General features: G+C 71.0%; 19 protein-coding genes. 2 read left to right on the top strand and 17 right to left on the bottom strand.

The window, feature by feature from the left end; genetic code table 11:
* Positions 1 to 34: 34 nt before the first annotated feature.
* Both O2W20_RS09445 and O2W20_RS09440 read left to right on the top strand, forming a co-directional pair.
* Positions 35 to 421, top strand: a complete 387-nt coding sequence (locus O2W20_RS09445; RefSeq protein WP_269172885.1) for a hypothetical protein — start codon at positions 35 to 37, stop codon at positions 419 to 421.
* Positions 418 to 966 (top strand): hypothetical protein, encoded by a 549-nt coding sequence (locus O2W20_RS09440; RefSeq protein WP_269172886.1) that lies wholly within the window; start codon positions 418 to 420, stop codon positions 964 to 966. Before O2W20_RS09445 ends, O2W20_RS09440 begins: the two co-directional genes overlap by 4 nt.
* 131 nt (positions 967 to 1,097) lie before the next feature.
* Here the strand turns inward: O2W20_RS09440 and O2W20_RS09435 are convergent, their stop codons facing one another.
* The 17 genes from O2W20_RS09435 to O2W20_RS09355 form a co-directional block, all read right to left on the bottom strand.
* On the bottom strand, positions 1,098 to 1,589 hold the full coding sequence (locus O2W20_RS09435) for a hypothetical protein (protein ID WP_269172887.1): 492 nt from the start codon (positions 1,587 to 1,589) through the stop codon (positions 1,098 to 1,100).
* A gap of 86 nt (positions 1,590 to 1,675) precedes the next feature.
* Positions 1,676 to 2,191 carry a vWA domain-containing protein gene (locus O2W20_RS09430; RefSeq protein WP_269172995.1) on the bottom strand — a complete coding sequence of 172 codons (516 nt, stop codon included), beginning with the start codon at positions 2,189 to 2,191 and terminating at the stop codon, positions 1,676 to 1,678.
* A 103-nt stretch (positions 2,192 to 2,294) separates the two neighbouring features.
* On the bottom strand, positions 2,295 to 2,912 hold the full coding sequence (locus tag O2W20_RS09425) for a vWA domain-containing protein (protein WP_269172888.1): 618 nt from the start codon (positions 2,910 to 2,912) through the stop codon (positions 2,295 to 2,297).
* A gap of 7 nt (positions 2,913 to 2,919) precedes the next feature.
* The gene (locus tag O2W20_RS09420) at positions 2,920 to 4,494 is read right to left on the bottom strand and encodes an Hsp70 family protein (RefSeq protein ID WP_269172889.1); all 1,575 of its coding nucleotides are present in this window, start codon (positions 4,492 to 4,494) and stop codon (positions 2,920 to 2,922) included.
* Between the two features lie 30 nt (positions 4,495 to 4,524).
* Positions 4,525 to 7,146: an ATP-binding protein gene (locus tag O2W20_RS09415; RefSeq protein WP_269172890.1), complete on the bottom strand. Its 2,622-nt coding sequence runs from the start codon at positions 7,144 to 7,146 to the stop codon at positions 4,525 to 4,527.
* 161 nt (positions 7,147 to 7,307) lie between these two features.
* A complete protein-coding gene (locus O2W20_RS09410) occupies positions 7,308 to 7,544 on the bottom strand; it encodes a hypothetical protein (RefSeq protein ID WP_269172891.1) in 237 nt (78 codons plus the stop codon).
* Entirely contained in the window at positions 7,544 to 8,266 is a 723-nt protein-coding gene (locus O2W20_RS09405; protein ID WP_269172892.1) for a toxin glutamine deamidase domain-containing protein, read from the bottom strand. The genes O2W20_RS09410 and O2W20_RS09405 overlap by 1 nt, the downstream gene beginning before the upstream one ends.
* Before the next feature lie 13 nt (positions 8,267 to 8,279).
* Positions 8,280 to 8,810: a hypothetical protein gene (locus O2W20_RS09400; protein WP_269172893.1), complete on the bottom strand. Its 531-nt coding sequence runs from the start codon at positions 8,808 to 8,810 to the stop codon at positions 8,280 to 8,282.
* Positions 8,811 to 9,145: 335 nt separating this feature from the next.
* Complete coding sequence (locus tag O2W20_RS09395) at positions 9,146 to 9,304, bottom strand: hypothetical protein (RefSeq protein WP_269172894.1); 159 nt, start codon at positions 9,302 to 9,304, stop codon at positions 9,146 to 9,148.
* A gap of 50 nt (positions 9,305 to 9,354) precedes the next feature.
* Positions 9,355 to 11,094, bottom strand: a complete 1,740-nt coding sequence (locus O2W20_RS09390; protein ID WP_269172895.1) for a TRAFAC clade GTPase domain-containing protein — start codon at positions 11,092 to 11,094, stop codon at positions 9,355 to 9,357.
* Positions 11,094 to 13,517, bottom strand: a complete 2,424-nt coding sequence (locus O2W20_RS09385) for a GAP1-N2 domain-containing protein (protein WP_269172896.1) — start codon at positions 13,515 to 13,517, stop codon at positions 11,094 to 11,096. The genes O2W20_RS09390 and O2W20_RS09385 overlap by 1 nt, the downstream gene beginning before the upstream one ends.
* A 6-nt stretch (positions 13,518 to 13,523) precedes the next feature.
* Positions 13,524 to 14,723 carry a hypothetical protein gene (locus tag O2W20_RS09380; RefSeq protein ID WP_269172897.1) on the bottom strand — a complete coding sequence of 400 codons (1,200 nt, stop codon included), beginning with the start codon at positions 14,721 to 14,723 and terminating at the stop codon, positions 13,524 to 13,526.
* Positions 14,723 to 17,443 carry a hypothetical protein gene (locus tag O2W20_RS09375; RefSeq protein ID WP_269172898.1) on the bottom strand — a complete coding sequence of 907 codons (2,721 nt, stop codon included), beginning with the start codon at positions 17,441 to 17,443 and terminating at the stop codon, positions 14,723 to 14,725. The genes O2W20_RS09380 and O2W20_RS09375 overlap by 1 nt, the downstream gene beginning before the upstream one ends.
* Before the next feature lies 1 nt (position 17,444).
* Entirely contained in the window at positions 17,445 to 19,064 is a 1,620-nt protein-coding gene (locus O2W20_RS09370; protein ID WP_269172899.1) for an Hsp70 family protein, read from the bottom strand.
* 7 nt (positions 19,065 to 19,071) lie between these two features.
* Positions 19,072 to 19,953, bottom strand: coding sequence for a nucleotide exchange factor GrpE (gene grpE, locus O2W20_RS09365; RefSeq protein ID WP_269172900.1), 882 nt, complete (start codon positions 19,951 to 19,953; stop codon positions 19,072 to 19,074).
* A 492-nt stretch (positions 19,954 to 20,445) separates the two neighbouring features.
* On the bottom strand, positions 20,446 to 21,498 hold the full coding sequence (locus tag O2W20_RS09360; RefSeq protein ID WP_269172901.1) for an N-acetylmuramoyl-L-alanine amidase: 1,053 nt from the start codon (positions 21,496 to 21,498) through the stop codon (positions 20,446 to 20,448).
* A gap of 31 nt (positions 21,499 to 21,529) precedes the next feature.
* Positions 21,530 to 22,222, bottom strand: a complete 693-nt coding sequence (locus tag O2W20_RS09355; protein ID WP_269172902.1) for a hypothetical protein — start codon at positions 22,220 to 22,222, stop codon at positions 21,530 to 21,532.
* Between the last annotated feature and the right edge of the window lie 416 nt (positions 22,223 to 22,638).

Genomic DNA, 22,638 nt, shown 5'->3' with positions numbered 1-22,638 from the left:
CGCAGTTGCTTTCCACGACGGGGCCTGGGAGGTCATGCCGTACGTGGACGACGTCCCGCTGACCGAGCTGGTGACCGCCTACGAGGGCGCCCGGTCGTTCGACGTCGTGGGCGGATACGACCGTGCCGTCCTTGCCGACCTGGGTGACGCACAGCGGTTCCTGGGACGAGAGCGGCCGTGGCCTGCTCGGTCCGTCTCGCTCCTGGAGTGCGACTGCGGCTTCCCGGGGTGCTGGCCCCTGCGGGCCCGCATTCGCCGCGCTGCAGGCCGGGTCGTCTGGGATCGCTTCGAGCAGCCGCACCGCCCGCGCCGGGACTACACCGAGTTCGGTCCCTTCGTATTCGACGAGGGCCAGTACCGCCGGGCGCTCGACGAGGCAGTCGGCGGTCAGGGGCCTCCGCAAGCTGGAGAGCTAGCGTGACCAGCGGGACGCAGTGGTTCGGCGGAGAACCGGGGCGTAACGAGGCTGAGACCGCGTTCCTGGCCCGGCTGCGTCAGGAAGCCGGCGGCTGGACCGTCGATGGGCTCTCACCGGGCGACACATGGGCGGCCGACATCGGCCTTCCCCTCTACGTCGACATCGACGTGCCTGGACTGTCCGAACTTCGTCGGCCTCTGCAGGTCGGCTTCTGGACCGGCGGACCTTGGGCGGGACGTTCCAGCGGGTACGTCCTGCAGGGCGTCTGGGGTGACGACCACCCTCTCGACGACCACGACGGCAACGACCCGGAGTGCCTCACCGTCATCGGGGTGGACGCCAGCCCGGAGCAGCACGCCACTTGGGCGGCGGAGTGGCTCCTGCGGCAGCTTCGCCGTCCCGTCGTCCGTGAGGAGTGGTTACGCGACGACCGGGTCGTGGCGTCGACCTGGCGGCTGTCCGACACGGGGACGGTGCTGGCACGTCAGGGCAACAGCCCCCGGCGCTTTCTGCGACGTCCACCTGATCAGGTGACCCAGGTCCGCTGACGGACCGAGCCGTCGTAAGGTGCTCCCGTAGCGCTTGGACACGTCAAGCCATCCCGGTGGGGTCCAAAAGACCCCTCGGACACCGAGTTGAACCCCCACAGCCTTCAGGCTGGCGGGGGTTCTTCTGCTTCTCACGTCGGCACGTCCGCTGGATGTCTGAAGGACTGCATCGAACGACCGGCTGGCGTGGAGCTCGGACGCGTCTTGGTCATCCAGTCAATGTCAAGGGATCCGCTGAACTGGAGGCGGTGCAACCGGTCACCGCCAGGACCAGGCCAGATTGCAGCAAAGGTACCGGTTGCCCCCCTGCGACACATCTCCGTCAGCGTCTCGCGCCCACCGGGCGCCCCCGAGAGCTCGGCGACCAGGTCTCGGGCCAGCGTGTCGGTGGCCCACGCCAGCTCCAGACGACTGACCACCTCCACCGGCAGCACATCGACCCCGTGTAGGGCTCCGAGTAGAGCACCGGTGACCATCGCGACGCCGGCGCCGACCGCCGAAGCCGCGAAGCGCAGCGCCTCCCCGACCTGTTCCGACTCGGAGTGTGAGCTCGCCACGTACACCGCGGCTCGCCCCAGCGGCACGTCACCACGACCTCTGGCCCATGAGAAATGCGCCAGCACTGAGTTAGCGTCCCCCGACGGGGAGAACTACCAGGGCTCAATTTGCGGGCCCGCGTCCGCGGAGGAGTCGCCTGGGACCGACGATGTCAGCTCCGCCCGCGCCGACGGAGCCCGCTAGACATGCCGGCGATCGAGTCGGCGATGTCGTCGACGGCGGCCACCCGCGGCCCCGCGCCGCCCGACTCGGTCGAGATGACGTCGAGGCTCTCCGCGCTCGCCTGCCCGAGACCGCAGGTGATGATCCGGATGTTCTCCGCCTGCAGCTGTGCGGCTCGCGCCGTCGCGGCACCGGGATCGCCGAGATCGCCGTCACCGAAGATCGCGATCACCCGGTCCCCCGCGAGGTCCTGCAACAGGGCCCGGGAGCGGTCGAGGGTCGGCACGATGTTGTTGCCCCCACCCGCCGTCGCCGTCCGGAGAAAGCGGACCAGCTCGCCGCGGTCCCTGGTCAGGCCGGTGCTGCCGGCGACCGCGTGGTGCCAAAACAGCATCGCCACCGCATAGTGCCCCTCGAGCGCCTCGTCGACGAACCGCTCGCAGCCCAGGACCGCCTGGGACAGCGGGTACCCGTACATCGAGCCGCTCACGTCCAGACAGACCACCACCGCGCCGCCCAACCGCGCCTGAACGGCCGCCAGGTGCCGGCCCGTCGGATACTGCGTGAGCCCAGGAGCGTCGTACGTCCTCCGCAGCCAGCCGGCCACGTCAGCGGCGTCCCGTCCGACGCAGGCCGCCGGCCATGCCGGCGATGGAGTCGGCGATGTCGTTCACGTCCGCCACCCGCGGCCCGGCAGCGGTGGTCTCGGTGGAGATGACATCCAGGCTTTCCGCACTCGCCAGCCCTAGCCCGCAGGTGATGATGCGGATGTTGTCCGCCCGCATCGCATCGGACTTGCGGCGCGCTCCGGCCGCATCCCCCAGATCGCCGTCACCGAAGATTGCGACCACTCGATCACCCTTCTGGCCCGTCAGCAGGGCATGGGCCTCGTGCAGGGCCGGTACGACGTTGGTGCCGCCGTGTATGGACGCACGGTCGAGGAAAGCGTGCAGCCTGCCCTGGTCCCGGGTCAGCAGCGTGTACCCGACGACACCGTGGTCCCAAAAGAGCACGGCCACCTCGTAGAGGGCCTGCAGCGCCTCGTCGACGAAGCGGCGACAGCCCTGCACCGCCTGGCTCAGCGGAGAACCGCTCATCGAGCCGCTGACGTCCAGGCACAGGACGACAGAACCACTGAATTGGCTCTGGACCGCCTCCAGATGCCGGCCGGTGGGGTACTGCGTGAGCCCCGGTGCGTCGAAAGAACGCCTAATCCACGTGGTCACGGCCGCCTCACCGGGCCAGCCGCAGACCGGACACAACGGCGCGCTGGGTCTCGACGTCCGAGCTGTCGGACACCCCCTCGACGTAGGACTCAAGGAGCAGGGTCCGACCGCTCCTCGGCTCCGTCGCCGCACAACGCAGCCGACCGTCCAAGCCGACTGACAGCGTGATGTCGATCTGCGAGCCGGCCGGTAGCCCAGCCGGGATGTCGACGATCTCGCCGTCGAGCACCCGCCGGTTGTAGGCCGCCTCGGGCGAGGCGACGGCGCCGGCCTGCTCCATGAGCTCGACCCGGACGCGGTCCTGGTCGGGCATGATCGTGGCGAAGGTCGCCTGCACGCCGGGCACCGGCAGCGGGGCATTGGCCGGGATCAGGTGCTCGACGATGATCCGCTCACCGCTCGGGTCGTTGCTGTCAAGGATCTTGATGCCGAGCGCACGCGGGACCACGGAGCTGATCGGCCGGCTGGCCTGCAGCCGTCGCGCGCTCTCCGGCACGACGGCACCGGAGGCCAGCTGCAGCGGCCGGCCGCTCAGGGACCGCGCGTGCACGGCGGCTCCCTTCCCGACGGCCAGGTCGGGATCGCTCACCTGCACGGGTAGACCGAACCGCCGGGCCAGCCCCTCGGCGATCATCGGCATGCGGGTCGACCCGCCCACGAGAACCACCCGTGACGGACGCGGTGCGCCGGCCCGGACCGCCGCGGCGATCGCGCGCTCAGCGACGGTCAGGGTCTCGTCGAGCAGGTCGCTGCACGCCTTGTCGAACTCTTCGCGGGTCACGGTGATCATGGACCGGCTGCCGTTCCGGCTGGCCTTGGCCGATGCGGTGCTCTTCTGGGTGAGCGCCTTTTTGACGTGCTCTGCTTCGCCAGCGAGCCGGGCGACGAAATCCTCATCGTCCGCTGCCTCCTCGTCGGACGAAGCCAGCACGTAGCGCTCGAGCAGCAGGTCGGTGAGCCGGTCGTCGAAGTTCAGCCCGCCCAGCGCTTCCGAGCCGTCGACGGCGACCACGGTCGGCCCGGTGTCGGTCACCTGCACGATCGTCGCGTCGAAGGTGCCGCCGCCGAGGTCGTAGACCAGCACGGTGCCGGTCTCCCCCGAGCTGATCCCGTAGGCCAGGGCGGCCGCCACCGGCTCGGCGACGAGGTCCAGGCACTGTAGACCGGCGATCTGCGCCGCGGCGGCCGTCGCCTCGCGTTCGGCGACACCGAAGTAGGCGGGCACGCTGATGACGGCGGCGATCTGCTCCGGGGGAACGCCGAGGTGCTCGCTCGCCGCCGCGACCAGGGCGCGCAGGATGATCGCGGAGACCCCCTCGGGACGGTAGGAGTGCTCCCCGAAGACCAGGTGGTGGTCCCGCCCCATCTGCCGCTTGATGGCGAGCGCGGTGCGGTCGGGGTAGATGGGCGCCCCGTTCTTCGCCTCCCGTCCGACGACGACCGAGCCGTCGTCATCGAAGAAGACCGCCGACGGCGTCAGCAGCTCCCCCTCGTCGTTGCGGATTACGTCGATCGCGCCGTCGTCGCGGACGTGCCCGATCACCGAGTATGTGGTGCCGAGGTCGATGCCGATGGGGATCACCGATGCTGCTCCAGTCGTCGCTCCGGCACGTCAGCTGATCCCGGCCCGGGTCAGCAGCTTGGTGGTCACGTCGCGCGGCAGCCGGCTGCGCGCCACGGCCTGGTGCACCTGGCAGCGGACAACGGTGCGGGCGCCGTCCTCCCCAAGCAGGCCGGTCAGGCGGGCCACGTCGTCCTTGAGGTAGTCGGCGACGTCGGGCAGGTCCTGCCGCCACGCCGGGCCCGCCAGGCTGGCCGGCCCCGTCCGGGGCGCGTCCCGGAGCATCGTCCAGGCGGGCAGCCGGACGCCGCAGCGCGCGCCGCAGTCGGGGCAGGTACGGCGCACCGGGGCGGGCACGGCGTAGTCCAGGGCCGTCTGGGCGGTGACCGGCACTCCGGCCAGCCACAGCTCGTACATCGCGGCGAGGGCCGCATCCACCGCGGCGGCGGACAGGAACACCGCCACGCCCCGTTCACGGGTCAGCGACCGGCGCAGCGCAGACCAGGCGAGGCAGGAAGTGCGCAGGTTCGCCGTCGATCCCGCCTGGGTGAGTGCCTCGTAGGCCTGCTTCCGTACCGCCCGCCCGTCACCGTCCCCGACGCGAGTGGCGACGACGAACAGCGCCATCGCGGCGTCCCCCAGCGACGCGGACTGCCACGCCCGGAAGTGCTCGACCGGGTGGTCCTCGCAGCAGGGCCACGGCGTCCGCGCGGAGGGCCCGGTCCGTGCCGTACCGGGCGGAGCGAACGGCCCGGCGAGGGCGATGTGCACGGTCTGTGGGCTGGGCTCGCGCCGGGTGGACACGATGGCCTGGCCGCGGGCGAGTCCGCCGAGCAGGTCGGCGTCCTCCGTAGGCAGACCCAGGGCCCCGGCCAGGGAGGCCTGGTCCTCCGGGTGCACCACCCGGTGGGCGATCTTGACGTTGGTGTTGCGCAGCACGTCGCTGGCGACTTTGGCCGGGCTCTGGTCGACGACGATCACCTGCTCGCCGAAGCTGCGCACCTCCGCGAGCAGCGAGGAGAGCAGCTCGGCCGAGATGCGCCGGGCGCTCCCGGAGGCCCCGTCCTCCTGCGCCGCCGGCACCTCCGGGATCACCCGGTGGGCCTCCTCGAGGACCAGGACGTGCTCCACCGGCTTCGGACGGTGCCGTGCGCGGGCCCGCGCCTGCGTGGCCATGGCGAGCAGCAGGACCACGAAGGCGCGCTCCTCGTCGTCGACCAGATCGGCGAGGGTGACAACGCTCGGCCGGTCCAGCAGCCGGTCGATCATGGCGGAGTCCGGCCAGGCGAAGCGGTGCGCGCGCACCGGCCCCAGCAGCACGGCCAGCCGGGTGGTCAGCGAGGCCAGAATGTTGCTGTGCGCCTCGGGCGCGTAGCCAAGCCCCGACACCAGCCCTTCGAGCCGGTCTCGGACGTCGTAGAGCTCCGTGCCCTCCGGACCACCCGGCTGCATGGCGACGGCGTCGAAGAGCTGGGTGACCACGTACGGGGTCGGCGGAGGCATCGTGAACGCCCCGCGGAAGGCCTGCGACACCCGGGTGACGTGCGCGATCGGGTCCTCCCCCGGCCACGGCTGCATAAGGTTCATCCGCAACTCGGAGCCGGTGACGACCGTCAGGCCCCCTCGGAACAGCGACGCGGCGGAGGAGTACTCGTCCTTGACCGGGTCGATGACGAGGAACGGCACCCCGTGGCGGTTCCAGACCTCGGCGAGCAGCCGGTGCAGCGTCGTCGTCTTGCCCGATCCGGTCGTGCCGGTGACGAACGCGTGCCCTTCCAAGTCGGTGAGGCTGATCGCTGCCTCGAGTTCGGTGGACCAGTACGTGCCCAGGGTCAGTGCGTCGCCGGACCGGTTCGGCCGGCGGTGAGCCGGCGGCGACTTCCGCACCGCCAGGCCGGGCGCCGCGGCCGCGGGCGTGGCCAGCAGGCCGGCCACGTCGGTGGAGGTCAGCACCGACAGCGGCGGCAGCGCTGCACCGGTTTCGTCCAGGTCGAGGTCGAGCGCCCGGAACCGGCGGCCCTGGTCCTCGGCCACCGCGCCGTGCAGACACGCGAGCACCCGCGCGGCGCACCGGTCGTCCTCGGCCATCGCCCAGCAGGTGACCAGCCACATGCCGAAGGCGCTTCCCTGGGCGAGATAGCCCTGCAGGACACCCAGCCATTCCTGCACCCGCGACCAGTGCGCCGACACCGTGGCGACCGACTGCGTCGCCGTGCGCTGCCGGGTGGAGGTGAGGTTCTCGGCCGCCAGGTGCGCCAACTCGACCGACTGCGACTCGGCGACGCCCACGTCGACGTGTCCGGCCGCCTCCAGGGTCAGCAGGACCGCCCAGGTGCCCGGCTGCAGCGCCAGTTTCTCCAGAAGCACGGGGCCCCGGCTGACATCGCCGTCCCGCCGGAGGTCGGGTAGCAGGCGGTATGCGACACCCACCGCCACGCCTCCGGTCGGCATGGCCGCACCGGGGGACGGGACGACGTCGCAGGCCGGCGCGAGCGAGGTGCGCGCCAGCGCCAGGGTGTCGGCGTCGGCCGAGCCCAGGTACAGGCGCAGGCCCGCGTAGTCGTCGTGGACGACGAGAACGTGCACGCTGGCGCCGCTGCCGCCGCCGAGTGTGGTCAGGAGCGACTCGAACGGCTGTGCCGCATCCGGCCGACTTGTGGGGAGAGCGGACACGTGCAGCCACCGCACCCCGGGCGGGAGTACCGGGGGCGCGCAGCGTCCGGCCCGGTGGGGACCGGCGCCGAGGCACGCGAGCACTTCGGCAGGCGCATAGCGGGCAGCGGCCGCGGCGGTCGGTACGCCGAGGACGGAGAGAACGTCCACCGGGCCCGCGGTCAGCCAGCGCCGAGGGCAGCCAGGGCGGATTGCGGGGTGTCCCGGAAGCCCAACGGCCGGACCGCGCCGTTGTCGGCCACCACCCAGGTGGTGGTGCCCAGCGGCACGTCGCCGTCGGCGGACCAGGTGAAGACCCACCCGCCGTCCAGGCGCTCGCCGGTGAAGTGCTCGGCGTCAGCCGCTTCGCTCTTGGCCGCCGCCAGGACCGTCCGCGCCTGCTCCATGGAGATCGCCATCAGAAGATCCGCTTCCCCTCGTCGTTCCACATCATGATCTGGTGGCCGTGGGCCCTGTCGAAGAACGGATGGATGGTGGCGTCGTCGAACGGCAGCACCTCGTGGTGCTGGGCGTCCACCACCTGGATCCCCCCGTGGTGGTTCACCACGTTGTAGGCGTGGCCACCGCGCGCCCCGCCGTCGTTCTCCCACTGCGACCCGACGATGGCGCTGGTGCCGTGACCGCCGTCCTCCAGCCGACGGCGGATCTCCGCCACGTCGTCGGTACGGGTGAACTTCTCTCCCGCCCACGCCTCGATGCGCTCGGGAGCTTCGCCACGCACCGCCATGTTGCCGTCGGCGTCCGGCGTCTCGGCCCGGCCTGCCGCCTCCTCCTGATCGCCGCGCCAGGTGCGCTCGAAACAGCGCGCGCAGTCGGCGCAGTTATTCTCGTAGCCGCCGCTACTAGTCGGGTCGAACTCCGGGTTGACGGCGTCGACCGTCTCGCGGGGATCGGCGAACGGCTCGATCGGCCGGGTCCGGCTCATGGGCTCGACGTACTCGCCCTCGTACTGCTGACGGAACTCGCGGCAGGGGACGTCTTTGTAGCCCTGGCCGTCGCCCGGCGCCTCCCGCAGCTCCCGCCCCTCGGTGTTCCCCAGCCGGATCTCCTGCCCGGGACGCCAATCCTGCGGCTCGCCCGCCGAGCTCGCCTCGGACGTGGGGCCTTCCAGACGCGTCATCCCCGCCTCTCCCTCAGACCATTCCGCACATCGTGAGCAGCGCAAGGACGAGGACCAGCAGGACGACGGCCTGCACCGCCAGGCGCACGCCGGGCATCCGCGCCGACGGGTCGACGTAGCCCCGGGTGGTCGCCCCGGTGCGAGCGTTGACCAGCTCGCCCACCTGGAGCACCCGGCTGCGGGGGTCGATCCGGCCGCGCACCTCGACCCGGTCGCCCAAGCGGATGGCGCCGCCGCGCATCTCACCGCGCAGGTAGCAGTCGAAGCTCGTCCCATCGTCGCCGTCGAGGACGAACGGTGTCCCCGGCACGCGGAGCTCGTCGGGGCGGTCGTCCTGGTAACGACGCCCGCCGCGCCCCCGCATACCCATGGCGGCACCCCCGAGCCGGGGCGCGAAGAGGCTCAGGACGATGGCGACGGCCATCCCGATCGCCTTGGGGATCATCGTGAGCAGACCGACCGTGGTACCGGCGAGCGCGTTGTTCATGCCGAGCCGGACAGTGTCGTAGCGCTCCGGGCTGACATCGACGACGGTTCCGGACACCACGACACGGCCACTGGTCGGCCGTGGCGCCGGCGACGCCTGCGTCGCCTGCAGAGGGGGCGGAGTGTGCGGCGGCGGACCCGGCGGTGGGGACCCGGCGGAGGAAGGAGAGGACGAGGACGGCGGCGGGGCCGACACGGGGGGCACCCACGCGCTGCCCCCGACCGGCTTCGGCGTCGAGACGGTGGTAGCGGCGCGCCCCCGCCAGCCACTGCTGCCGCTGCCCGCGGTGCCGGCAGGCGGTCGTTTGGCCGACATCGTGGCGTTCGGCGCGGTGTACCCGCAGACCAAGCAGACACCGTTACGGAGCTTCTTGCCGTCCCGAGGACACGCCGTCACAACGAGTCCCACGGGAAGGGGATCCAGTGGAAGAGAGCCTGCTGCACGCCGCTGGCCCAGTCCCACCACCCGGCCACGAGGTCACCGCCGTTCGTGTCGGTGAACCACCAGCTGCCGAGGAGGAAGGTCACCCACAGCAGCAGGGCGACGTGCAAGACGCTCCAGAGCCCGCGATACGCCTGGTACGCGGGGGGCACACCGTTCTTCACGACGCTACCTCCGTCGGGGCGCCGTCTCCCACCGGTCCCGCTCCCACGGGTTCCGGGGCGGCTGCGATAGCGGCCCCCACCGCGCTCCGGCACGCAATGAGCACCCACTCCAGAACCCGGATCGGGCTGGTCCGGGCGCGCAAGTCGGTGGAGTTCATCGAGTCGGTCAGGAAGAAGGTGACCTTCTGGAAGTCCTTCTCGCACCGGTGCACGAGCAGATCGAAGTCGTTGTCCATCAGCCAGTTGCGCACGGAGTCGCTGTCGTGTCCGGCGAGCCGCCGGCCGGCCGGCAGGCGGAGGAGGACGTCGGCCTTCGTCACCACGAAGGCGAGCTGCCGGTCCTCCAGCCGCACGTTCTCCGACCTCATCCGATCGATCGCTGAGGCGTAGGACTCCTCCTGCTCACCGGAGGCGGTGAGGACGCTGTGGGCCAGCCCCTGCAACGCCAGTTCGCGGCTGATCGCGGGGAACGGCAGCGGATCCAGCACGAAGATCAGCGCGCGCGCCTGGTCCAGGTACCGCAGACCGGCCGTCTCGCTCCAGTCCTGGAAGTTCTCGCCCGCAGCGTCCATCAACTGAATCTCCACTGACTTCCCACGCGCCGTGAGCAGCAGGGGGATGCCGGCGGGCCGGAGCGCTGCCGTCTTCGTCGTGTTCGCATGCTGCCTGACGACGTTCCGGGCGACCTCGAGGTAGGTCGTGGCCTCGGACGTCAGGCCCTGGACCGATCCCGAGACCTCCGTCAGCCGCTGCTCGAGCTGCACGGCGGCCGCGGCCAGGAGCCGGGTCTTCCCGGCGCCAACGGAGCCGATCACGGGAACCTGGATCGTCTGGCGGTTTCCGCTGCCCTCCGGCAGTTCCCGGTTGCAGACGGGGCACACCGGCGTGAGCCGGGTAGCCGCCCCGCGGACCGTGTTCGGCAGCTTCGTCCCGCAGGCGCAGCGCCGGCTGTGCAGCCCGAGCGGCCCGGGCAGCAGGTCACGGTGGACCTCCGAGCAGTCGGAGTTGCTGCACCGGTAGCTCGGCAGGGTGCTGAGCGTGTAGCACTCCGGGCAGGCCAGCTCCGCACGCCCTCGCCGGCGGAGCAGCACGTCCGACCAGCGGTAGAGGAACAGCCCCACCCGCTGGGCCGCGACCACCACCGCGCCGACCACAGACATCAGGAGCAGCCAGGCGAGCACCGACGTCCAGATGCCGAGGTAGAAACCCGCGAACGGAGAGAGCAAGAGTGCCCCCATCACGACACCGGGGACCACCTGCGCGCTCCCCTGAGCGGCCGCGGTGACCTTCCCGCTGACGGTGCCACGGCTGCTCCCGGTCGACGCGCCCTTGCCGATCTCGCATCGTTCGGCCACCCACCGCCAGGCAAAGTTTGTGAGGTCGCGGCACTCGGCACGCACGCCGTCCGCGTCTTGGCGGGCCTGGTAGGGGAAGTAGGTGGGCCATGCGCGGTCCCACCCGTAGTGCCTCGCCTCGCCTCGCGCTCTCGCCCGGAACGCCGTGCCGTCGACCACATCTTGCGGAGACAGCTGCCGGAAGGGCGCCCGCCCCTTACCGCGGAGCACCCTCAGTGGAACGGTCACGCCGTAAAGCAGCCCGGCCACCACTGCGAGGGTGAAGCTCACCATCCAGTAGAGGACGAGTAAGGAGACGGCTCGGGCGACCAGCGCAACGATAATCCAGGCCACCAATAGAGCGAGCCCTATGGCGGCGGCGATAATGAAGACCCAGTGCATCAGTCCCGCCCCCTCGTGTCGAGAATGCGGCGGGCGCCGCGCACCACCATCCGGGATCGCCGCCCCTTGCCGAGCGACGCCTCGAAGTCCTGCATGAGTGGCTCCCACCTCGGGGGCAGCAGCTCGAGCAGCCGGTCTCGCACCGGCGCCTCCTGGGGGTTCTCCCAGATCGCGGTCAGCCCTCGGCGACCCGCGCGGCCGAGACGCCCCGGGTCGACCGAGAGCAGCCGCAGCGTGCCGACGAGCGCGCGGACGTCGGGACGACGGGCGAGCCGGAGGACAGCCTGTTCGACGGCCTGGTCCAGAGTCCCCGCCGCTGCCTCCGACACCGTGAGCATCGCGGCCTCGTCCGAGACCGACAGCAGAACTTCGGCCAGGTCGTCGGCGTACAACCGGAGCCACGCCCCAGGGAACGTCGCGACTTCCCGGAGCGCGACGTTGCGTGGGGCCGCTGCCTTCTGCTCCGCCTCCCGCAGCCCAGCCACCATTCGCTCGTGATCGGCGAGGAAGTTCAGCAGCGACGGCGGGAGCCCGGTGATGCCCTCGCCCCGCAGTGCATGCGCCAGCCGCTGCAGCAGTCGGGGGTGGCCGGCACGGAAGTGGACCCGCACGATCCCCTCGATGACGGCGGCGAGGCCGGGCGACACAATGCGGTGGCTGTGCAACCAAGTCACCACCTCGTCGACCTCCACCCGGTCCCCCCTCGCTTCCAGGAAGACGGCGGAGGCCCAGTCGGGCAGCAGCGGGGCCACCTGCCGGAGGGTGGCCAGCCGCTGCTCCGGGGACGCGGTCGAGAGAGTGCGGCTGGCGAGCCACGTCGAGAGCGGCCGCTCGCGAGGCTCCACGACGAAGTCGCGGCCGACCATCCAGTCCCACTCCCCCGCCTGCAGCGCAGCGATCGCCGCCGGATCCCCGGCCCCGAACCGGGCGCACAGTTCCTCTTGGAGACCGGCCGTGACGCGGTCGATGTGCAGCCACGAGAAGGCCGACGCCGTCAGCTCCGGCCGACGCCCCCACTGGCGTGCCAGCCGCTGGATCTCCGGAGCGATCCGGTCCGCAGCCAGCCCGGTTCCCAGCGAGCGGGCGAGGGAGAACCACGCCGGGAGCTGTTTGTCGGTTGCGGCGGCGAGCGCCCGCCCGACGAGGTCCGCGGCGTGCGCCGCTGCCTCGGCGTCCGGCCAGCTGAGCCGCCGGTCCTCAGAGGCGGTTCGCGGAACGGTATGCGAGGCGGCCCATCCGCCCGCGGCTTCGGGAAGCCGCACGGCCCACTCGAGGCCGGCGAGCGTCAGACCGGCCGCCAGGGCGTCCTCGCCGGCGCCGTGCAGACGCCACACCGCCGCCGTCAGCAGTTCGATGTCGTCGTCGGGTCGGGGGGGCCGGGCGACGACCGCGTCGAGCAGCGCGTCCCCGTACGCCTCGAGCTCGTCGCCCTGCCCGGCGTCCGCCAGAGCCGCCAATGCGCCGAGAACCGCGTCGAACGCCGTCCGGTCGGCGGCGACTTCGGCACCGTCCAGACAGGCCACCGCCGCGGCCTGCGCCGCCGAGCCGGCCGGCAGGACGGCGGCCCAGCGCCGGCTCGTCTCGACGGCGTCGAGCGCCTCGTACGGGTCGTGCTCGAGGAACCAGGCGGCGTGCAGCGCCGCGGACGGCGACACCTCCACCGAGGTGATCATGTGGCGGTCGAGGTCGACGAGGTTGTACCCGGCCCCTCCGGCCGCAGTTAGATCGGGGGATATCGACGGATGCGCCCCCACAATGTGCGCGGACTCGCTCACCGGGTTCGGCGAGTAGACCCGGAACGTAAGCCTCAGCGCCTGCCCGCCGTCCTCGAACAGCGAGGCCAGCGCGATCCAGCGCATGACGACGTCCTGCTCGGGGTGTACGACGATGAGCCTGACCCGGCGTTCGGCGGTGGCCTGCTCGACCATGGTCAGGAACCCCGGGAGCAGGTCTCGCGCCCACGGGTCCGACGTCACCATCTCGTGCAGGCCGGCCGTCTCGAAAGCGGGGTTGATCTCGAGCGGCGCCTCCCAGCCGGGAATCTCCCTGCTGACCGCGGGCTCGAGGGACCACGCCGACGACGAGTACAGCTGCGCCGGGCGCAGCGGCAGGATGTCGGTCGCCGTCCCGGTCACGATCGCCTGGGTGACCTGGTTGCCCGGCCGCCCGCTGAGCGTCCGGCCGGTCGAACGGCCGCGAGACAGGTAGTAGCGCCCGTCCACGGCGGTGTACGCACAGGTGGGCGGGTGGACCTCGGGTCGCTCCGGGTCCAGGCCGGGCGGGACGACGTGGAGCAGGCCACTGCTGATCCGGTCCTCATCGGTCGGGGTGGCCCCCTCGGACTCCGCCTGGAACTGGAAACCGCTCCGGCCGTTGACCGACTCCTCGGCCGCGCAGTCGGTGTAGGTCAGCACCTCGAACATGCCGGGTCACTTCTCCTTGGACAGGAAGCCGCGGTCGGCCATGAGCCACAGCAGCGGCTCGGCCACCCGGTGCGGGCGCAGGCCCTTGCTGTCGACCCGGCCGGACGCGTACTGCGGCTCGGCGCCCAGCGCCGAGGCGACGAAGAACCGGTAGTTCTTGTAGTTGTGCTGCAGGTGGCGCAGCAGATCGTCACCGCCCCACCGGTCGACCAGCGCCTCGACGTGGTGATGCAGGTCCAGGGATTCCTGCTCGTCGAACACCGGACGGCCGGCCGGCTGCTTGCGGATCGGGTCGTCGGGCCCCACCTCGGAGAAGAAGGCGTCGATCTTGGCGAGGACGATGGCCAACGGGCGCTTAATCTTCTTGCTGGGTCCGAGCCGGTCCGCCTCGCGGAGCATCCCGGTGACCGCCGTGAGCACTTGCATTGGCGTGTCGGTCAGGTTCTTGGGATCCACGCCGCGGGCCAGCGCGGAATCACGGTTGGCGGGCAGGCCGAACGGGTCGAGCAGCAGGATCAGCCCGTCGGTCGCCGCCAGGTAGTGCTGCTCCCGGGCCTTGTCGAGGGTGCTCAGATCCTCACCGGAGGTGTCGTAGAACGACAGGATCGTCGAGGCCGTCCCGGCCCCGAGCCCCCAGCGCTGCTTCGTCATCTGCCACTCGAACACCGCCGGCACCGTCTCCGCCTTGCGGAACGCCGCGGTCTGCGGAGGAAGGATCCCGCTGCCCCCGGGCGCCAGGTCCTTCCGGTATCCGTCGAGGCGGGCGAGCAGCGCCGAGCTGCCCACGGTGTCGATCGAGGCCCCGAAGCGACGGGCGACGCTGCTGGTCAGCTCCTTGGAGAGCACCGAGAGCAGCACGGTCTTGCCGCTGCCACGAACGCCGACGAGTCCGAACATCGGGCTGCTGGCGGTGAAGTTGGCCGGCAGGATCGAGTGGCAGTTCGGGCAGAGCCGGATGCCGGTCCGCCCGAAGCAGTGCGGGCACTCTGCCTCCACCTCCGGGCCGATCCGCCGTCCGCGGTCCGGCCGGAACGCCGGGAACACCGGCGTCGCGTCGTCGAGGACTTTCACGCGGACGTCGTCCTGCTGCTTCTCGCACGGGTTGCGACCGGGGGCGGGGCGCCCGGTGCAACGGAAGGCCGGCATCGCGGTGTCCACCCCCTCGTAGCAGTAGGGGCAGGGGGCCAGCCGCTTGCCGTTGAGCATCAGGCTCCTCGCAGGTCTCGGGTCGGGGGGTCGATGAGTCGGTGCTCGGAGGGGCGCTGCGAGAACGCCCGCACCCAGAAGGCGGGGCCGAGTCCCCGGAGCTCGACGGTCAGCGACGCCGTCCCGGTGGAGAGGTCCAGCGTCTCCTCGGCCAGCACGACGCCGCTGTCCTTCGCGTACGGCATGATCTGCCCGGCCTGCCCGACCACCACGACGGGCACGGCCGACGGCCGTTCCTCGCACGCGAACGTCAAGGTGACCGCGCCCGGCGGACGCAGGAGCCGCTTGTGCCAGGAGGTCGTGTAGCGCACGCCGGGCGCCGCACCGTCGACCTCCACGACCGTCTCGGGGGACGACCAGATCTCCTCACCCGAAGCGGGCACCGTCTGCAACCGGACGCGGGTGCGACCGGTCCCCGTGGCGATCCGCAGGCCACCCTCGGCGGCGTACTGCGGGCGGCTGATGCGCCGCTCGCCGGGCCGCGGGCCCTCCCAGGAGGCCTGGACGTCGAACGCCTCACCGGGCCAGGGCCAGCTGAGGAGCACCACGTCGTGGAAGCGCTCCGCCGTCACGTCGCTGAGCCGGGGGCAGACCCCGACTTCGTTGCTCTGACCGATCACCCCGCTGTCGCCGTCACGCGTTACGGCGACGTAGTGGCGCAGTCCCGGCGCGACCACGCCTCGCACGCCCTCGCGTCGGCCGCCTCCGGCGGAGGCGCCGGTCAACCGCACCGCCTCCGCGGCGATCTCGTCCATCGGGACGCGGGAGCCGTAGGACCAGCGTGGCTTGCCGGCGGTGTGCCAAATCTCGACGTCGAACCCCGTCACCGGCGCCCAGGTGACCTCGAGCTCCGTGTCCCCCGAGCTCGCCGACCGCAGGCGGACGTTGACGAACGGCACCGGTTTCACCTGACCCCGCGGCGTGCCGGTGACCCGGCACGGCTGGGCGGCCAGCTCACCGGCGGCCGTCGCGTACAGCGCCGTGAGCAGGTATGTGTAGGTGGCCCCGGTCGTCAGCCCCACCGATGACACCGAGCCGTGGGAGTTGGGCTTCAGCTCGGTCTGCCGTCCGTCGGGGCCGACCTGCACGACGCGCACGGCGCGTGCCCCGGCCGGCGGATTCCAGCTGAGGGCGACGCTGTCCGGGTCGGCGTCGACCCGGACATCGCGCACCGGCGGCAGCACCGTGATCGTCCGGGACACAACCGGCGAGAACCCGGCTCCTCGTGTCGCGGCAACGCCGTAGTACAGCTGCGTGGCCAGCTCAGGGCTGCGGTGGTCGAACCGGGTGGCAGCGACGTCCTTGGCGACGACGGTGCCGTCGTGCGCGTTCTTGGGTGCGGTTCCGGCCCGGCACACGACGACGTAGTGCACGTCAGCCGTGCTGCCGAAGCCTGGCTCCCACGTGACCTGCACGGTCCGGCCGTCCTCAGCGGTCGTCACGACGAGGTTCAGGGGGGCGGCCGGGGGCAGCGCGGCCTGCATCTCCGCGAGGGAATCGTCGTCCGTGCAGATGGTGAGGGCCTCGTTGAGTGCCTGCGCCGCGGTCGCGAGATCGCCGGTCTCGACCGCCGTCTGCGCGCGGGTGCGCAACTCGGCGACCCGCCGCTCGGCCCCTTCCAGCGTCTTCTGCGCCTCGGTACGCACGTCGGTGACCGAGCCGCCGGCCGCGTCGCACAGCGCTTCGAACAGTCGCCGGGCGTCCTTGAGCTCTCCGGCGGCCACCCGCTGCTGGACTTCGGGGAACCCCGCCTTGCTCTGACCGCCGGCGAAGAGCGTGAGGATCCGCGCCGCGTCGCGCCTGTCGAGGCGGGTGTCGGTCAGGCGCTTCAGTGCGAGGGCCAGCGCCGGCTCGATCTGCGCGGCCTGCCGGCCAACCTCGATGAACCACGCCTGAACGACTTGCTCGAGGGTGCGGTCGTCCGACAGTGCGCCGAGGACGCCCAGTGCTTTCTTGATCGCGCCGTTCTCGTTGTCGTTGGACGAACGCTTCTCGGTGATCTCCCGGCTGGCCACCACCATGGCCAGGGAGAGCCGCTCGCCGCCCGCGCCGGCGAACCCGTCGAGCACCCGGAAGCCGGCCGGCGGCGCCTGCAGGAAGATCGCATCGACGATGCTGGCGCACGAGGTGGTGCCGAGCTCCTTGAGCACTGCCGCCGGCACCGCCGTCGGCGGCGGCGTCACTGGCGCGACGACGTCGATGCCGGCCGCCTGCACGGCCGCCTCGATCTCCTCCAGCGGTACGGACCCGCCGATCCCGACCCCTCGGGCCAGCTCTTCGAGCTTGGGCTTCGTGACGAGCCCGAGCACCCCCGCCTCGGCTCTGACCACCTCCACAAACTCGGTCAGCCGCTGACGGCCGCGGGAAGATCGTTCACCGAGCCGCGCCTGCCAGAAGGCGGCGGTGCTCAGATCGGGGTTGCGCTCGGCCAGCAACTGGTGCAGGTCGGTCAGCGTGGGGCCAATCTTGTTGAAGCTCTTGTTCGTATGGCTCTTGTTGAAGACGTCGGACACACCGGCGACCTGTGCGGCCGCCGCCGCGTCCGAACCGACCGTGAAGACGTCGTAGAGGTCGACGATGTCCAGCGCTGATGGGACCTTGACCTTCGGGTCGTTCTTCAGCTCCCGGAGGCCGGCCTGGAGCTCGGGGAGACGCTGGTTCTTGAAGGGCGTCAAGACACGCTTGCGGTACTCCGCGGCATCCTCAGGGGAGAAGGCCATGTCACTCGGCTCGCTGCATGCCCGCGACGATCTTCGTGGCCGCCTCGAGTTGCTCCTTCTGCATGACCGACAGGGTTGCGGTGACCGTCAATTGCTGGCCGCTGCGCGGTTCGACCGCCGAGAGGGTCGCCAGGCCCTCGGCATCGATCGCCAGGTTCACCTCGACGGGTGACCCCTTCGGCAGCCGTGGCAGGCCGGTGAAGGTGGCCCCGGAGTCCGGCGTGATCTCCCGGTTGTCCGCGACGACGTCGGATTCCTTCTCCCCGCTCTGCTCGAAGATGCGGATCATCAGCTCTGTGGTGTCGTCGCTGTAGGTCACCGGCGTCTCGCGGATGTCCAGCGGCAGCGAGTCCTGGGCATGCGCCAGGAAGCCGATGTACTCCTCCACCTGGCCGTTCGCGCCGTCACGGACGAACTGCACGCCGATGCTGCGGGACAGCACGTTGGCGATGGTCATCTTCCGCCCGCCGATCATCAGCGGCCGCCCCTGGGCGTCGTCCTGGGCGACCGCCGCCTCCGGCGACGTGGCGGAACCGCGCGCCGGGATCGAGTCGACCCAGTCGGCCGCGCCCTGGCCGTAGATGGCCGCGCCCTTGGCTACCGCGAGGTCGAACTCCGTCTTGGTCAGCGACCAGCCGAACCGCTCCCGCAACGAGGCCTCGATCATCGGCATGCGCGCGGATCCGCCGACGAGCAGCACCTCGTCGTAGCCAAGGCCGGGGCTCTTCTCCTGCGCCGCCTCCATCGCGCGGGCGACGATCTCCAGCGTCTGATCCACCAGGTGTCGGGTCGCCGCCTCGAACTCGGCGCGGGTGACCTCGACCATCTCGATCGCGCTGCCGAAGCTGCACTTGATGCTGGCCTTCTCCTTGCGGCTCAGCGTCATCTTGCAGGCCTCCACCTCGGTGATCAGGCGCTGCGCGAAGTCCTCGTCGTCCACCGGGTCCTCGTCCAGGCCGGCCTGGACCTTGAACTTCTCGGCCACCACGTCGAAGAGCACAGAGTCCCAGTCGGCGCCGCCGAGCAGCCGGTTGCCGTCGGTCACCAGCACCTCCACGCCCTCGGGCGAGACCCGCATGATCGTGCAGTCGAACGTCCCGCCACCGAGGTCGTACACGAGCAGCGACTTGCTCTCCTCGTGCCGCAGGCCCGCCGAGAGCGCGGCGGCGACCGGCTCGGTGATGATGCCGACGACGTTCAGCCCGGCGATCTCCCCGGCCTGGCGGGTGGCCTCCTTCTCGGCGAGACCGAAGTAGGCCGGCACCGTGATGACCACGTCGTTGGTGTCGATCCCCGTGATGTCGCGTGCCCCGGCGACCAGGTCCTTGAGGATGAGCGCGGAGACGGTCTCGGGGAAGAACGGCTGCCCGAAGAACTCGAGCTTCGTCGCCGTGCCCATTTGTCGCTTGATCAGCGAGACGGTCTGGTCGCGATAGACGAGAGCACCGTTCTTCGCCTCCTTGCCGACCACGTAGTTCGACTCGCTCTCGAAGAAGACGACCGACGGGGTCGTCTCGGCACCCTCGCTGTTCCGGATGACCTCGGGCCGGCCGTAGTCGTTGATGTAGGCGATCGCCGAGTAGGTGGTGCCGAGGTCGATGCCGAAGACGGGATTGCTCATGCTCTGCTCAGCTTTCGTCGTAACCGGGCGGTGTGGGCGGACGAGGGACGTCGGGGGGACTGGGCGCCGGCCGGGATGGCGCGGCCACGTCGACGGTCTCTGGCGGGGCAACAACGGCCGCCTGCTCGACGGGCAGGGACTCGGCGAACGGGGACTCGACGGGCGGAGCGGGGCCGTCGGCAGCGGGGTCCGGCCGGCTGTCCTGCGGCGCGGCGAGTTGCGGGTCGTACTGGTAGACGGCGACGCGTGCCATGACGGTGGCCCGGGCGGCGCCCTCGGCGCCGAACCCCTGTCTCACCACCGATGCAATCGTCTGGTCCCGGTCGGGGTCGTCGGTCGGCACGCGCCCCGTGGCGCTGTGCCACCGTCGGTCGAACGTGACGCCGGGTGCCGCGCCGACCGGCTCCATGCCGAGCAGTTCCAGGCCGGACTCGACGCGCTGGACCAGCAAGGCAATCTCCTTGGTGACCCGCTCCACGGTCAGGGTGTCGGGGTCGCGCGAGGCGATCTCGGACAGCTCCCCGTGCAGGGTCGCCAACTCGGTCGCCACCGGCCCTAGCAGCGCACGCACTTGGTCCGCCTGCAGATTCTCGATCCGCGTCTGCATGCGCTCGATGACGTCCTCCTGCGCCCGCGAGCGGTCGTGGAATCGCTGCACCTGAAGGCGCAGATCACGCAGTTCCGCCGTCTGAGCCTCGAGGCTCAGTGCGAAAGCCTGTCGGGGCTCACCTGCTGGTGAGGTGGAGCCGTCCAGGGTCTCGCTCGGTGCCGCTTCGCGCCCGACTGGGGCCACGGCTCCGCTGTCGTGAACTGACGCGCGCGCGGCGGCTGCCAGCGCCTCGTCCGGCTCGATCTGCGCGGCGTCGGCGCGAACGGTGTATTCAGTCATACCTGCCTCGATGCGTCCGCGTGAAAGAGGAGTCCGGTACATCTGCGGCTGCGACCTCTCGGGGCGCGGTCGTTTAGCCCGTGGAGATGCTGGCTGTGCCGACGGGAGGCGGAGCAAGCCAAGACTGCGTCAGCACTCGATGACTCCCCCCCGGATGCGAGCAGGTGCACACACTTGAGTCGTCGGCTGCGGAGAGCGTGCGCGCGAACACAGCGTTATCCCGCACCCTCCCCCCGTTCATCCCGGAATCGTTCCCGGGGCGGCACAGTCCATCGCCTGGCTAGGGGCCTGTCAATAGCGTTAGGCATTCATCGATGTGAAGCCGTCTCGGAACGGGAGCTGGTCGTAGATCGGCCGACGCCGTGCGCAGCCACCGAGCCGATGAACACCAGCTGGACGGCGCGACGGTAGTCGCGTCGACGACGGCTTGGTGCTCCCGATGGACGGGCCCCTTTTGGCCGAGGCCGCGCCGGCAGTCTCAGCCCCCGGTCGTCAGGGGCCACCCGGCCCATTGCCGGCGTCGTCCGAACCCGGAGTCGGCCGGGTGCCCGAGACGGTGCCCTCGACCTTCTTGACCGACGCCTGCCGGTGCCGGACGTGCTGCACCAAGCCCAACGTCGTACCGGCCGCGACAACCCCGGCTGCGACCAGCGCCACGGCGATCGGCTGGACACCTTCCCCTTCCCCCGGGGTGCCGCCGCCGGCGGTCAGGGACTCGGAGGTCGATGACGGGGTACTCGGCGGTGCACCGTCGGCCGTCGGCGGCACCGGGGGCCCGGCCGTCGGCTCCGGTGGACTGCTCGCGCTCTGGGCTGAGCGCGTTGCCAGGATCGCGGCCACGTCGCCGGGAAAATCATCTCGGACCAGCGGATACGCCGCATCACCCGGGCAAGTAGTCATGGACATATCTCGGTGGCCGGCGATCGTGCGAGTGTTAACCGACGTGCCGGCGGGCCACCTATTGGACCCGCGCGAAATGAACGTGGTCGTCGCCAACGGATCAAGGACGTACCGGTCGGCGAGCCCGGCCAGCAGTAACGTCATCGCCTGGCGGGCCTCGAGTGTGGGCGGCTCGACCGTGTGATCACCGATGAAGCAGCAGATCTGCGAGAAGCCCTGGCTGCCGCCCGTCGCGTCAGGCTTGATCGGCCCGGCAATGCTGCCGGCCCGGCCCTCCCACACGGCGCCGTATCGGTCGATGAAGAAGTTGTACGCGACGTCCGACCAGCCCTTGTCCGGACCTGTGTGAAAGGCGTGGAAACCGCGGAGCACTGCCGGGACCTCACCCGGCGCATAGCCGTTCGGCGACGCGGAGTGGTGCACGATCAGGAAGCGGACGTCGGTTGGTTGCTCCTGCTCGAGCGGCCCGGGGGTTGGCAGGCCCTGCGCCCACGCCGACCGGGGGCGGACCTCGACACCCGGGAGCGAAGGCGGCTCGGCCACGGCCGCGTCCGCCAGCGCGAACGACAGCGGAATCGCCAGAGCGGCCGCGGAGCAGCGCCGGATGAACGCACGCCGACTCAGGCCCCTCGGAGCCTCGCTCACTGGAACCTCACGCGAGCCGCTCCCGAGCGGTTCAGCACTCCCATAGCTGCTCGGCCGACGTCACGTTGTCCATCCGCTTTACGTAGGCGCCGCCGCCGACCGCAGCCCTCGCCGCGCACGCGGCAGCTTGGTCGGGATACGGGCCGATGTACGCCGAGTAGATGAGGCTTCCGTCAGGCAGCCGCTGCCGCATCGAGGAGCAGCCACCCTCGGTCAGCAGGTACTTCGCGTCCGGTTGGCCGGCGAGTAGTCGGCTGATGTCGCTCTCATAGGTGGCGGCGTCGATCGCCGCGCCCAGGAAGACGATCCAGGTGCCGTCGCACGCAGGAGAGGAGATCGGCACCTCCAGCCCCAAGTCGCCGTTCGCCGTCTCCAGTGCGGAGACTTCGCCTGGCACGGGTGCAACGCCGTCGATGCCCCCGTCCGGCGACGGGAGCCCCGGGGTCGAGCCTTCGTGGCCACCGACGCCGTCTGCCGCCCTCGACCCCTGCTCGTTCTCGACATCCGCGGTCGGGGTCATCTGGGACAACGACCCGCCGAGCATGACCGCAACGATCACCAGCGACGCGACGACTACCCCGCCGAGTAACAGGCGGAGGCCGGCGGGTGCCTGAGCCGCCAGATCCGGACCTCCGCTCGGGATCTCTGATCCGGCTTCTCTCGCCCCGGTTGTCTTTGATCTTTGTCCGGTCACCGCTGCCCCCGCCCTACGGCCCGCCGTCACGACGCCGATCCCTGCTCCGCCCCGCACCTGTGAACCGTGGTGGAGCTGGCCAACGGTAGGTCACAACGATGCGGAGGAGGAACCGAATCGTTCGCGCAATTGAGGCCGCGCCTCACCTTCCGAGCCGGCTTCGTCCGTCGGATGGACGCCGAGCGGCTTGCGGCCAATTCGCTACGACACCACCCGACGCCAATCGGGCGGGGGCAAACCGCGCGGGCTCTGGAAGTGAGACAGATCCATACTGACCTGAAACGTTGCCGAATACGGGCTAAATGGCGCTGCAGAGGAAATTCGTTGGGCTATGTAGCCAGTCCGCCCCCGGACACCATAGGAAGCAGACCGCTGAGCCGCGCTGACCTGGGCGCCACCCGCCGGTGTCATGGTGGTAGGTGAGGCGGGGTGGTAGGTGAGGCGGG

The sequence above is a fragment of the Modestobacter sp. VKM Ac-2982 genome, from assembly GCF_026967935.1.
In the GTDB taxonomy this organism is placed as follows: Bacteria; Actinomycetota; Actinomycetes; order Mycobacteriales; family Geodermatophilaceae; genus Modestobacter.
This window is presented reverse-complemented; position numbering and strand designations above follow the sequence as displayed.